This window comes from Cryomorphaceae bacterium (assembly GCA_007695365.1).
Classification (GTDB): domain Bacteria; phylum Bacteroidota; class Bacteroidia; order Flavobacteriales_D; family SKUL01; genus SKUL01.
In genome coordinates, this window is record REDV01000143.1 from 1 (window position 1) to 14,117 (window position 14,117).

8 protein-coding genes are annotated in these 14,117 nt (G+C 46.3%); 4 read left to right on the top strand and 4 right to left on the bottom strand.

Annotation, left to right across the window (positions count from 1 at the left end):
- Positions 1 to 171 precede the first annotated feature (171 nt).
- Both EA392_14475 and EA392_14480 read left to right on the top strand, forming a co-directional pair.
- Positions 172 to 1,050 carry a hypothetical protein gene (locus tag EA392_14475; GenBank protein ID TVR36753.1) on the top strand — a complete coding sequence of 293 codons (879 nt, stop codon included), beginning with the start codon at positions 172 to 174 and terminating at the stop codon, positions 1,048 to 1,050.
- A gap of 8 nt (positions 1,051 to 1,058) precedes the next feature.
- Positions 1,059 to 2,555 (top strand): PEGA domain-containing protein, encoded by a 1,497-nt coding sequence (locus EA392_14480; GenBank protein TVR36754.1) that lies wholly within the window; start codon positions 1,059 to 1,061, stop codon positions 2,553 to 2,555.
- A gap of 23 nt (positions 2,556 to 2,578) precedes the next feature.
- Here EA392_14480 and EA392_14485 read toward each other — a convergent pair whose 3' ends face one another.
- Complete coding sequence (locus EA392_14485) at positions 2,579 to 4,831, bottom strand: beta-N-acetylhexosaminidase (protein TVR36755.1); 2,253 nt, start codon at positions 4,829 to 4,831, stop codon at positions 2,579 to 2,581.
- A complete protein-coding gene (locus EA392_14490; protein ID TVR36756.1) occupies positions 4,828 to 5,844 on the bottom strand; it encodes a glycosylasparaginase in 1,017 nt (338 codons plus the stop codon). Before EA392_14490 ends, EA392_14485 begins: the two co-directional genes overlap by 4 nt.
- A gap of 448 nt (positions 5,845 to 6,292) precedes the next feature.
- Here EA392_14490 and EA392_14495 point away from each other — a divergent pair, with 448 nt between their 5' ends.
- Together EA392_14495 and EA392_14500 are read left to right on the top strand one after the other, a co-directional pair.
- Entirely contained in the window at positions 6,293 to 9,436 is a 3,144-nt protein-coding gene (locus tag EA392_14495) for a TonB-dependent receptor (GenBank protein ID TVR36760.1), read from the top strand.
- Positions 9,437 to 9,635: 199 nt separating this feature from the next.
- Complete coding sequence (locus tag EA392_14500; GenBank protein ID TVR36757.1) at positions 9,636 to 11,018, top strand: sigma-54-dependent Fis family transcriptional regulator; 1,383 nt, start codon at positions 9,636 to 9,638, stop codon at positions 11,016 to 11,018.
- Here the strand turns inward: EA392_14500 and EA392_14505 are convergent.
- Together EA392_14505 and EA392_14510 are read right to left on the bottom strand one after the other, a co-directional pair.
- The gene (locus EA392_14505; protein TVR36758.1) at positions 11,000 to 13,543 is read right to left on the bottom strand and encodes a response regulator; all 2,544 of its coding nucleotides are present in this window, start codon (positions 13,541 to 13,543) and stop codon (positions 11,000 to 11,002) included. The genes EA392_14500 and EA392_14505 overlap by 19 nt on opposite strands.
- A 167-nt stretch (positions 13,544 to 13,710) precedes the next feature.
- Positions 13,711 to 14,082, bottom strand: coding sequence for a hypothetical protein (locus EA392_14510; GenBank protein TVR36759.1), 372 nt, complete (start codon positions 14,080 to 14,082; stop codon positions 13,711 to 13,713).
- Positions 14,083 to 14,117 lie beyond the last annotated feature (35 nt).

Below are 14,117 nucleotides of genomic sequence, written 5' to 3' on the forward strand. Positions count from 1 at the left end.
AGGCTTGTGCGGCGAGTGATTGGGCGAGGTCTTCGGTGCAGATTTCGAGGGTCATCCGGAACTAACTAAGCGTGAAGTTTATGAGGTCAAATCTACCTAAATCAAAGAGAAGGAAGTGTGATTTGCGAAGTAAGGTTTTTGTGAATTGTATTCTATTGAAGTAGAATAAAATTGACAGGACTTGATATATTTGTTGCACTCATTTTGGAAAATCCAAAGAAACTGTTCATGAAGTTTAAAGATTGGAATCGCGCGCTATTGCCATTTGTGTTGGTGCTTTGTGTATCTCTTTATAGCCACACGAAGAGCGTGGCTCAGTTTACCTACATCAATGCAGGGATTGGATATGGTGTGATGCCATTTGATTCCAGGCCAGGACTATACGGCTCAGGCACAGATATTGCCATGCTTCGTCAGTTGAGGTTACATGGTGGTATTATGCACCGACCCTTGAGGAACTTTGCGTTTGGCCTTGAAGGTTCTATGCCGTTGATCCAGGGTAACAATTTTTCGTTTGCATCGGGTTCATTTAATGGATGGAATGATTCTTCATTCGGTGCAGCGGCAAGGTATGTACCGACCACACTTGAATACACACTCAGACAAAGTGCGTCCATAGGAGTTTTTGGAAGAGCTTACTTCACACGCAATTTGTTGTTTTTTGTGGATGTGCGGTACAATTATTCGGTGATGACTGAGGCTTTTGAATTCTTAAGGCCAGGTAGGGCGCCAGAATTCTATTCTAATGGTGATTTGCGCTACCCTGAGGTTTTCGCCGAGGATATCAATATCAGCGAAAGCATTGGCGTACACATTCCGGGCCTGGCCCTCGGGTGTTCGTTACCCCTCTCTGATTTCTTCACTTTCGATGCGCAAGTTGGCGTTGATTTGATGATGATGAACTTTGATGGCTTCTTTTTCTGGGTTGATTATGATTATCGGATGGTAAATAGTAGTTGGTATGAGGTTATGATCACTCCGCTACATAACAAAGCAAACGGAAACAAAGTGTTGATCCATTTCAAAACAGGTTTTAGTTACTTCTTCTAAATAGTCTTATGTTGCGAGCAATATTATTATCCGTTGTATGTGTTCTTGCTGTTCAAGCCAGGTTGAGCGCCCAGTTTCAGTATGAATTTCATACTACCCCGGATGCCGCCGAAGTGTTGGTGAATGGTGAAAACAGGTGTGTTACCCCCTGCAGGGTGAATTTCTTTTGGAAGGAGGCAAAGGAACACGGTCAAATCAAACTTGAGGTAAAACTTCCGGGCTACAAAACATGGGTTGACAGTGTTACGAGCAAGCCCAGGCAGTTTGACAACATTCAGAGGCTAACATTGGAGTCGATGGTGCCAGAAATTGAATTTGATAAAGGCAGCGCTCTTGTAGGTTTTGATAAGCTTGTGGCTGACGATTTTAAAGATGGTCAGACTATTGGCAAATTAATGCTCAAAGACGGCACCGAGGAATCCATCAAATGGGAAGGTTCTGTTAAAATCGGCGTTGATGCATTTGAAAAAAAATTCTTTGAAATAGGTGAAAAAATGGGTCTTAGAACCCCTTCTACTGCTGCAGCCGAACTGTTCTCTGATGAGAAAAGAAGAGCACCACTCTTACCGAGATTCGTTGTTGGAATAAAACTGGTAGGCTACAATGTTGATATGCGTATCGAAAAGGGTTTTGGGCGTGGTTCAAAAGATGAGCTTGTTGGGCGCACGGAGATGGACCTTGAATGGCAGGTATTGGATAAACGAATTGGAGATGTGGTAATCAATTACCGGAATAAAGGTGTAACAAATTTGCGACAGCGGCCCTTTCAAAGGTCTCCCAACAACCTGATGGCGTTTGAAAATGGCTTGATTGTCTTTTTTGCCAACAGTGGTTTTCACGACATCGTGAATTCGCCCGGGGAGCACACTGCCTTAAGCGATGAAAGTGACCCCGATGGCTCCAGGGCGTCTTTCACTATTGATGGGATTACCAATCCCGGGTTCCAAAAAATGAGTGAAATGATTCAATACGCCAACAAGGCCTGTGTAACCATTATTACAGATGGTGGCCATGGAAGCGGAGCAATTATTGATAATTCAGGATTGGTAATCAGTGCTTTTCATGTGGTGGATGGGGTCAACAAGATTGAAGTTCAGTTTTCGGAGGGGCTGCTACTCGGAGCGGAGATAGTGGCATATGACAACATGAGGGATGTGGTACTTCTGAAAATTGCAGGCTCCGGGTTTCGGGCTCTGCCTGTGAATTTAGGTGATGTTTCGATTGGCGACGATGCAGTAACGATCGGAACTCCTCATGATTTAAAATTAGGCCAATCGGTGGCGCGCGGTATGATTAGCGGAAAAAGAGAGCGGGATGATGAAATCGTGCTGCAGGCTGATATTTCTGTAAGCCCCGGTAATAGTGGAGGGCCGCTTCTCAACGAAAAAGGCGAAATCATTGGAATCATCCAACAAAAAATTGTACGTCAGGGCGTGGAGGGGATTGGGTTTGCTTTGCCCATTGGTAGGGCACTGGAAGTTTTAAATATCAGTGTTTCTGAATAGTTTTTATCCCCATTTCGCATACGTCATTCCACAATAATTTCGTCCAGAAAGATCCAGCTTTTCGAGCCGGCTGCCTCGTGCCACGAAGGGACATCACCGGGATAAGCTGCCGTGACGCGCAAATAGCGGAAGCGCGTTTCCGGGATTCTGAGTGCCATTTCCTCCACCATTTCCGTACGCGCCTGCGGCGGTGTTTGCGGTTTGACGCTTCCTTGCAGGGTCCAGATGCCGGGTTCGGTTGCGGTGTAGAAGCTCACTTCGGCGGGCATGAAAATCCAGGCATTGTTGTATTGCAGGGTTCGTATAGCGAGGTATTCTGCTGAAACTTCCTTGCCCAAATCCAGCCGGAAATCAAGGTCTTGTCCCCAGTAGCCCTGCCAGCGACCGTCGCGAAAGTTCCCGGAGCCCAGCAAGCCGTCGGTCAGGCCCTGCAAACCCCCGGCGGTGTACTGATGGTGAAAACTTGCTTCACCTTCTACTTCGGCATGAATGGCCAGATGGGCTGCCAAAGATAAGGCGTGCGACTTCCCGGCTACGGCTCCCAAATGCATGGGCTGTATGTTGTAATCTCGCCTTACCCGCGCAGGAATAAGCAGGTGGTCATCGGCGTAAAAGCTGTTGCCGTCTTTGTCGGTGAGTAGCAGAGCAGCTTCATCCGTCCACGGATTGAGTTCTACCTTCAATCTGCCGTCTTCCGCTGCTGTTGTGCTGATTTGAAAAGGAAAGGTTTCGGCTCCGTATTGTACGCCGAGTTTGCGGAGCAGAGGATACTGACCCCGCATTCTTTCGCGGAAGGCCTCAAAATCGCGCTCACGCGGAGCAGTCCAAAGCACCTCGCTCATGGCCAAAAGTCTCGGAAAGGTTTGGGCATCAAGCGTAGCCCGATCGGGAATATGCTCGGTCCAGAGGTTGCACTCACCGCCTAGGATAAAGTGATGCAGGCTGCTGTCCAGGTCGGCGGGAATGAGGTTGAAGCTGTACACTTTTTCAAGGTCAATGGCCCGCAGGTCGTAGTCGAAATAGCAGTGGCTTGTGGGCGACATAATCGCGTTCTGGCCGGCCTCTGCAGCTGCTACACCGCCTTCCATGCCTCGCCAGCTTTGTACCACGGCGTCGGGGTGAAGTCCGCCCTCGAGGATTTCATCCCACCCAATCAACATACGGTTGTTATCTGCAAGAAATTCGGCTATTTCTCCAATAAACCAGCTTTGCAGTTCGTGTTCGTCGTGCAAGCCCTGTCCGGCCATGCGCTGCTGGCATTTTTGGCAGTTTTCCCATCGGTACTTGGGCGCTTCATCGCCGCCGATGTGGATATAGGGCCCCGGAAACAATTCCATCACCTCGCTCAACACGGTTTTGAGAAAAGTAAAAACGCTGTCGTTTCCTGCGCAGTATATCTCGCGAAACACACCCCAGTCGTTGGCAACCTCGTAAGGCCCTCCGGTGCAACCCAGCCACGGGTAAGCAGCCAAAGCGGCCTGTGAATGTCCGGGCAACTCAATCTCCGGGATGATCTGAATGTGCTTTTCCGCAGCGTAATGCACCACCTCGCGGATCTGTTCTTTTGTGTAGTAGCCGCCATAGCGCGTGCCGTCGATTTCGGTGCGCCACGCGGCAATTTCAGTAAGCAGTGGATACGCCTCTATTTCAATGCGCCAACCCTGATCTTCGGTGAGGTGCCAGTGCAGCGTGTTCATCTTGTATCGGGCCAGCAGGTCAATGTAGTCTTTTACGGTTTGCACATCGAAAAAATGCCGGCAAACATCCAGCAGCATACCGCGGTGTAGAAAAGCGGGTTGGTCCTTAATCTGTGCCGTGGCGAGGTGAACAGCGGCTTCGGGTGCTTCCAATGGCAAAATTTGCAGCAGGGTATAGATGCCCCGGTGAAGTCCGGTTAAACGTGCTGCAAACAATTCAATGCCGCGGTTTTGAATCTGCAATTCGTAAGCTTCGTCTGCTGTTGATTCCAGGCGGAAACCGGCATCATCACATCGAAGGGTAATGGCTGCGTCAGAGCAGTTTTTTGATTCGCAAAATCGGGCAGTGTACCCGCGCTGGTTAAGAAGTTCGGCGATTTGTTTGGCCACGGGTTCTGCACAGTCGTTGGCTGCAATCACAATCCGGGTGGGCAGCACCATGGTCTTGCCTGTAAGTTCAAGGTGCTGCACCATCGGTACCAGCGACCATTCTTTGGGAAGGAGCAGGTTGGCGGGTTCACCTTTGGGCAGGGTGCAACCCCAAAGGAGCCCGGTGAGAATCAATAAGAGGTATCTCATTCCCAGGTGTGCACAAATGCCGATTCAATCAGGTCGTCCTGTTGCTTGTGTGTGATGGCGTATTCAAAGCCGTTGTAGATGCTGTAAGCGCCATACTCACCGTGTTTGTTGATGGCGAGGAATCCCACCTGCATGTCCTCTACGTTGGGGTGTTTGCGGATGATTCGGTTCACGGCTTCAACGCATGCTTCCTGGGGTGTGGCTCCGTGCCGCATCATTTCTACCACGGTATGGCTGCCCGCAATGCGAATCACGGCCTCGCCCACACCGGTAGCCGTGGCTGCGCCCACTTCGTTGTCCACAAAAAGACCGGCGCCAATAATGGGTGAATCACCTACACGGCCGTGCATTTTGTAGGCCAGTCCGCTGGTGGTGCATGCCCCGCTGAGGTTGCCCTTGGCGTCAATGGCCACCATACCGATGGTATCGTGGTTTTCGATGTTCACCAGCGGTTTGTAATCGCTTTCTTTGAGCCACTGTTCCCAGCGCTCGCGGGCTTCGGGTACGGGTACGTCGAGGGTGCTTCGCTCAAAGCCGTTCTCAATGGCAAAGTCATAGGCACCTTTGCCCACGAGCATGATATGGGGTGTGGTTTCCATTACTTTGCGGGCCACGCTGATCGGATTTTCAATGTGCTGCAAAAAAGCCACGGCACCGCACCTGCTTTGGTGGTCCATGATGCAGGCGTCGAGGGTAACATGCCCGTTTCGGTCGGGCAAACCACCCAATCCTACACTGCGGTTGGTGAAATCACTTTCGGAAACACGAACACCCTGCTCTACCGCATCGAGTGCGGTTCCGCCGTTGCTCAGCACCTCCCATGCTTTGGCGTTGGCGGCTACTCCGTGCCTCCATGTGGACAGCACAAGGGGTTTGTGTCCTTCGCCTGATGTGGTTTTTTGGTCGTTGGCTGGTGTGATCTGGTCCTGGCCGTCAATAACGATACAGCGGTTCAGAAGCACTCCGGTTCCGCCCAGGGCGGCAAGTTGCAGAAATCTTCGTCGGTTGGTCATGGGATGTAATTTGAGAAGGCTCCAAGGTAATAAAATGATTTATCTCTTCTATCTCAATTGGGCGGAATAGAACAGAGAAAGGAATTCTGGACGACTCCCGGCTGGCAGGTAGTTCGGAGCCTTTCACTCCTTTTGTTGCATGGCTTGGGTTGAAAAGTGTGGTAAAACCCCACAAGGTGTAGGTATTTCCGTCAACACTACATTGCGCGTTAGGTTTTAAATGGCATGATATAAGCAATTTAAATTTTGGTACGGGGGTTGACAGGGCGAGCGAGGCAATTTTTAATGTAATCCAATTTAATCAATGAAATTAATGCAGAGTACCATTCATCACAATCTTGTGCTCAGATGTTTTCTGTCCATCAAAAAGTTTTTTGGCCTGTTGTTCTTTTCTTTTTTGGCCTTCAGTTCCGGATCTGTGAGTGCTCAGTCTACCACAACTTCCGGTATGGAAGGTTTAATAACGGCGGAGGACGACTTTCCTCTTCCGGGTGCGCATATTGTTGCCATTCATACTCCCACCAATACCAGATACACGGCAACAACCCGGAATGATGGTCGCTTTGCGATTCCTGGTATGCGGGTAGGAGGCCCCTACACAGTAAGGGTGTCATTTGTTGGTTTTTCAGATATGGTATACGAAGGCATAACCTTGCGACTCGGGATAAACTATACCTTGAATGTAGTGATGGGTGATGAGGGCGTAGAGATGCAAGAAGTCGTGGTTACAACCGGGCGTGGGGATGCAATTAACGAAGACAGAAAAGGAACGTCAACAAACATCAACAGGGAGTCTCTTGAGAATATGCCCACATTGAGTAGGAGTATTGAAGATTTTACCAGATTCACTCCACAGAGTTCAGGAAATTCATTTGCTGGACAGGATCCTAAGGCTGTGAATTTCACGGTTGACGGAGCCATCTTAACCAATGCGTTCGGTTTATCCGGAAGCGTACCGGGCGCTTCAACCAATTCAACCCCGATTTCACTGGATGCTATAGAAGAGATTCAAGTCAATATTTCGCCATATGATGTTACACAAGGGGGGTTTGTTGGTGCCGGAATCAATGCCGTTACGCGAAGCGGAGACAACGAGATTAGGGGCTCGGTATTTACCAATTTAAGGAATGAAAACATGGTTGGTACCCGCGCAAGAGGTACTGAAGTGGTGACGGATGAATTCAATGTTAACCAGGTTGGATTCAGGGTTGGAGGCCCCATTGTTAAGGATAAGCTCTTCTTTTTTATCAGTGGTGAAATGGAGAACCGGTCCGACCCGGGAACATCCTTTGTTTCAGATAGCGGACAAGAGGGTGAAAACGTTACCCGGGTGAAAACAGAAGACCTTCAAAATGTACGGAACACCCTTATTGAGCGCTTTGGATACGATCCCGGTGAATGGCAAGGCTACAGTTTGCCCACCAATTCGCACAAAATACTGGCCAAAATTGATTACAACATCAGCAAAGCACATAATTTAAGTGTGCGGTTTAATATGATGGAATCCACTCAGGGACGATTGAATGCGAGAACCTCTTTGGGGTTTGGTGGCAGAAATGCTAATTTGTTCTCAATGAATTTTCAGAATTCCAATTACCTGTTAAATGATAATTTCTATTCTGGGATTGCTGAGTTAAACTCGATGATAGGAGATAAGTTTTTCAATAACCTCACTGTTGGGTTTACCCGGCAAACGAATTTCCGCAGTTGGGAAGGTGGTGATTTTCCGGCAGTGGATATTTTAGAGAATGGCAGAAACTATATTTCTTTTGGTACTGATTTGTTGTCGCCTAACAGAGCTTTGAATTCCAATATTTTTCAGTTTCAGAATAACTTCAAAATGTATCTTCAGGGCCACACTCTTACTACAGGCGTTAATTTCGAGTATTTTAGCTTTGACTACACTTTCAATCCTACTTTTTTTGGCCACTACGTTTACAACTCTCTTGATGATTTTTACAGTCATATTGACGGTGAAGTGGTAGAGTTGAGACGGTTTCAGCAAACCTTCTCAGGGTTGCCCGATGGAGGAATTCCCACAGCAAGGACTGAAGCGTATATTGCCAGTGCCTATATTCAGGACGAGTGGAATGTAACCAGAAACCTAAAGGTAACGGGTGGAGTGAGACTTGATGTACCTTTTTACGGAAACACTGCACCGAGAAACTCGGCAGTGGAAGATTTGACGTTTAAAAACCCGGAAGGTGAGGCCTTTAGTATCCGTACTGATAAACTTCCGGAAGCGCAGTTTATGTTCAACCCGAGGGCAGGGTTTAACTGGGATGTCAAAGGCGACAGAACACTGCAGGTGAGAGGGGGGAGCGGCTTGTTCACGGGGAGGCCAATCTACATCAACGTGTCCAATATGATCAATTCTAATGGTTTGACTTTGGGTCAGATTCGCGAAGACAACACCACAAATTTTGCATTTAGCCCGGATATAACCACCCATGTGCCTGATGAGCCGGGTGAGCCTGATTCTTTCGATTTGGCATATATCTCACCAAATTTCAGAAACCCACAGGTGTGGAGATCGAATGTGGGCATTGAAAAATCATTGTTTTGGGGAGTAATAGCTTCATTTGAAGCCGTGTACACGCGTCAAATATCTGACATAGTGTTTTATGAATCTAACTTAAGGGCGCCTTCACAGAACATGTCGGGCCCGGATAATCGTCCTTTGTATGGTTTTTCGGACGAGGAAAACAGAATCAACCCGAACATTACGAATGCAACGGTCATGGATAATACAGACCAGGGCTATTCATACAGCCTTACAGCGCAGTTAACAAAAACTTTCAACAATGGTTTGAGCGTGATGGCTGCATACAACTATGCAGTTGCAAAAAACATCGCCGACGGAAATACGCAGCATTTCTTATCATACGAAAATATTCACAGCGTAGCTGGTGGAAACTTCCCGCAGTTGGGATTTTCATTGGACGATCAACGCCACAGGTTTATTGCTATGCTGAGCTACAGTAAAAGCTACGCAAAAGAAAAAATGTCTAGTTCGGTTTCTATGTTTTTCGAGTTGGGTAACCAGGGAGTGTTCTCCTACGTGTACAACGGTGATGCAAATGGTGATCTTGTAGCGGGAAACGATCTTATCTATGTGCCAACTCTTCAGGAAATTGAAGGGATGCAGTTTGCCGAATTGGAGTTGAATGGAGTGGTTTATTCTGCTGAAGAGCAACGAGCCATCTTCAATAATTTGATAGATCAGGACAAGCACTTGAGCAGCAGACGCGGAGATTACGCTCAGCGCCATGGAGCTCAGATGCCGGTTACCGGACGTTTGGATTTTTCCTTTCAGCAAAATTTCCATTTTAAGGTGAAGGATAAAAAAAACACACTACAATTGCGATTTGATGTGATCAACCTCACAAATCTCATCAACAATAATTGGGGCGTTGGTTGGATTCCATCCAACGACGCACCTATCTCCATTGTTGATTTGGATACAGAAAATGTGCCCACTTATCAATTGAACGCAGTTAGGGGTGAGCTCCCGACAGAGTCGTTTAGAAGATCGGCTAATATTCTGGATGTTTGGCAAATGCAGTTTGGTGTTAGGTACATTTTTAACTAACCTTCCGAACAGGAGATGATAACCCATTATGGGTTATTACATGTTCTGCCTGGTATGGAGTAGTTTTGCGGCTAAATTTTATTATGTCAGCACGAATCATATGCCAAAATCAAATCCATCGCAACAGATCCATAAACGGAACGAGGAGATTAGGACTCTGGGTTTTTTCTAACTTTGGAAGAATTGAATCCCGTTGGCGATGAAAAGAAGTACGAAGGTGTTGATAGTGGATGATGATCCTGCTTTTGCCAATTTGATGGAGAGGTTACTGATAAGGGAAGAGTTTACAGTGAGTAAACTAATTGATTCAGTCAGGGCCACTGAGGAAGTGGTTAAAAATCATTACGATCTGGTACTGGTTGACTATAAAATGCCCGGTTTAAACGGACTTCAACTGTTAGAACGAATAAAGGCTCATAAACCCAATCTTCCTGTCATCCTCATTACCAATTATGCCGATTTGCGTGTTGCTGTGAGCTCCGTTAAACTAGGGGCATTTGATTACGTGACAAAACCCATTGTTCCGTACGCGTTTCTCGCAGTGGTAACAAGAGCTTTGAGCGAAAATATGGCCGATAACGGAAAGGCAGAGGATATAGCTCGTGTGAACCAAAAGCAGGAATACATTGTGGGATCTTGCTTAAAGGCAAAAGAAACATGGGATTATGCTTGCAAAGTAGCTCCTACCAAGCTCAATGTGTTAATATGCGGCGAAAGCGGAACAGGAAAAGAGTATATCGCCCGTGTTTTGCATGATATGAGCCGACGTGTCAGTCATCCTTTTATAGCTGTAGATTGCGGAACCATCTCGCCTGAGCTGGCAACAAGCATTTTTTTTGGACATGTGAAGGGTGCTTTCACGGGTGCAAATTCAGACAAAATCGGACTGTTTGAGCAAGCCAATAAAGGCACTTTGTTTCTGGATGAAATTGGTAACTTAGCCCTTGATGTACAGGCTGCATTGTTGCGCGTAATTCAGGAAGGTAGAGTCAAACCCCTGGGGTCTTCTCACGAACTCGAAGTTGATGTACGGATTGTAGCCGCTACCAACGAAGCACTTTCGGTAAATGTGAGTCAGGGCACATTTCGTAATGATTTGTATTATAGATTGAATGAATTTGAGTTACATATTCCATCCTTGCGTGAAAGAATGGATGATCTCGAGGTATTCACCTCGGCCTTTTTGAAGCAGGCCGAAGTGGAGTTCAACAAACCAAATCTCACTATTGATCCGGAGGTGCTAAAAGCATTTAAAGGTTACTCATGGCCGGGCAACTTAAGAGAGTTGCGAAACATCGTGCGCCGCTCAGCCTTGCTCGCTAAAAATCGTATGATCAACATGAATGACATTCCCAAAGGACTCCTGGCTCCGGTTGACGAAAACCCCAAATTTTCGGGTTCACTTTTGGAAAAACAATCGAAGCGTTTCGATATTAAAGTAGGGTCCAAAGAACTTGAACGTGAATTAATCATTGCTGCTCTTGAAAAGACAAAGTACAACAAAACAAAGGCAGCCAAGGAGCTGAATATTGACCGATCCACGCTCTACAGCAAACTAAGAAGTTATGGAATTGAAGGTTGATAGGATGGGGTTTTGTTTTCGAGGCTTGTTTTTATGCGCAGTAATTCAGGTCTGATTGAATTCAAAGCATTTGCTGCTTTTTGCATCTGATTGAACTCAATTAGCAATTCAATAGATTGAAGCTGCTCACTAAGATGATCAATTCCCAGTTGTTCAAGGTTTGACCTGAGTTGATGGGACAGCCGCAGTATTTGATTCATGGCGCTATCAGGTGATTGTGTAATGTGGTTGATTTTGTCAATGATGTGGTGAACCAACATGGGCTCCATAAACTTTTCTGTCGGGCTGGTTACTTCAGGCTCCTTATCGGAGAATAACGGTAATGATTGCTCGCGCCGGTGGATCAACCCGGGAATGCCTTCAGAAATCAAAGAAATTAGCTGGTTTCGGCCGAATGGTTTTCCCAGGGTTGCAGTGAACCCCATTTCAATCAATTGCTTATGTGATTGCTCTGTTAAACTTGCTGTAAGAGCAATTACGGGTATTTGAGTGTGTTTCTGAATCGTTTTGAATAGCGTTTTACCATCCATTCCAGGCAAATTAACATCGGTCAGAATTATATCAAATTTCATTGGATCAGCAGTTATGGTTTCCAATGCTTCTTCTGCCGTTGTACACACTTGAAGTAAGTTGACGTTGGAGCCGATGTAATGATCTAATAACGTGGCATTCCATGGGTCGTCTTCTACTGCTAACACACGAATGTTATAGTAGCCTGATCGATCATTGTTGTTTTCGGTTTTCAAAGTCACACTGGAGGTTGGTGAAGTTGCAAGAGTAAGCGTAATATTAAATTTGGTGCCAACACCTAATTCTGATTCAAAGGTAATCTGCCCTCCAAGTTCTTCTACTATATGACGTGTTATAGACAGCCCCAGCCCGGTTCCACCTATATCGCCTCCGCCTCCGGTATTCATCGTTTGAAAGGGCTGGAAAATGTTCTCTCGCCAGATTTCCGGTATGCCACTTCCGCTGTCAGAAACTGTTATGACAATTGTAGCCGGAGACTGTTTTTGTTCAACTAGCATTTCTAATTGAACGAGGCCGTCTTTTGTGTTTTTGAAAGCATTACTCAGCAAATTCACCAGGGCCTGCTTTAATTTTAGTCCAGCAGTATGCACGATTTGTGTTTCTAGCCAGGGGTCGCAGTAAATCTCAAATCTGCAATTTTGCTCTTTTTTTCTTAGAGCAAACAGCATATCCAGTTCATTACAAATCTTAACAAGTGAAGTATTGGATTTTTCTACCTTGAAGCTCCCCGCGCTAATTCTTGCCTGCTCGAGAATGTTAACCAGCAGTTCATTCAAATAATCGTTTGCATAAGTTACCCCATCAATCAGCTCCATTTGCTTTTCGCTTTTTAGCTCTTTTCTTAGCATATTGGTAAAACCTGCAATGGTGTGGAGCGGAGTACGAATTTCGTGACTCATTTTTGAAAGAAAATCTTCCTTCGAGGCAGCCAAGGCTTCAGCCCTCGCCATTTCGTGTTCAAGTTGAGTGCGATACATGTTGGCGCGCCTGATGTCATAGATTACAATCAACAAGAGAACCAATCCAATCAGCATTCCTAAACCCGCAATGTTCAGAAACTGCAAATTGGAATGTTCAATTTGCCTCAAAGAGCGGTCTCGAATGTCCAACTCTTTTAAATCATTGCTCGTCGCAATTTCATCCAGCAAATGCTGCATCGCCCCGAGTAATTGTTCATTGATCTGTATCAATTCAAGCTCTGCCTGGTTCAAATCTTTTTGTTGCTTTATCTCTTCATTGAGAAGGTCGGCCAATATGGTTTTCACTACAATCAATGTTGTGTCAACAAAATAGTTGCGCACAATACTGCTGTCTACAGAGTACTCAATCCATTGTTTGATGTCGGCTTTTTTGGTGATAAGTGTATCTGTAGCCATACGTTCCTGACCAAAAAGCTTGCGAAAGAACCCACCAAGCCCTTTATACGTGTCAGGATGTTGAACAATATTAAATTGCTTAATCGTGTCAACTCTGGAAATCAATTCGGCGCGATTAACCACTGCATGGTCTATGTACGCAGAATCTGATAATTGGCGTTGAATGCGGCGAAGCGCATGCTCGGAAAAATAAAACGATGACCCCTTCTGCTTAAGATCAATGAAGTACCCATTAATCATGGCCTTTTGAAGCAAAATAGACTGAATGCTATCGAGCCGGTTGGAGTTGTCGATGAAAACTTCATTCGGCGACCCACGCATAACAGCTAACATGCTATCTACTGCCCGCGAAGCTTTTTGCGAATTGAGCATTTGCAAGCTGTCATTTGTAAGGATAAAATTGTTGAAGTGAAGGTCTGCCTGAACCATTTTGTTGTAAAGCCTATTGAGTTGACTTGCTTCAGGATTGGTGCGAGTCATGTTTTCTAACGACCGCTCAGAAACCTTGTAGCTCTCAACTGCCCAGTACGCGATGGCGCCATACGTAAAGCCAAGTACAAGAATGATAAACCATATTTTCGTAATGGAATTTCGTGATTTGTTCGTTGTTTTTTCCATTTACAAAAGAGTTCAGGTTACGCGGTTAAATCCTGATGGCTTGAACTGATCAGCGATTAGTAGATCCAGAATGACATTGAAATTTCTCTGAAACATAAGCGCCCTAAATTTAGCTCTTTTTGCCAAAGCAACTTAAGTGACTGTATGCTTTATTGTTGAAGCTGTGGTCAAAAAAATGCACCGCACCTGCTTTGGTGGTCCATGATGCAGGCGTCGAGGGTAACATGCCCGTTTCGGTCGGGCAAACCACCCAATCCTACACTGCGGTTGGTGAAATCACTTTCGGAAACACGAACACCCTGCTCTACCGCATCGAGTGCGGTTCCGCCGTTGCTCAGCACCTCCCATGCTTTGGCGTTGGCGGCTACTCCGTGCCTCCATGTGGACAGCACAAGGGGTTTGTGTCCTTCGCCTGATGTGGTTTTTTGGTCGTTGGCTGGTGTGATCTGGTCCTGGCCGTCAATAACGATACAGCGGTTCAGAAGCACTCCGGTTCCGCCCAGGGCGGCAAGTTGCAGAAATCTTCGTCGGTTGGTCATGGGATGTAATTTGAGAAGGCTCCAAGGTAATAAAA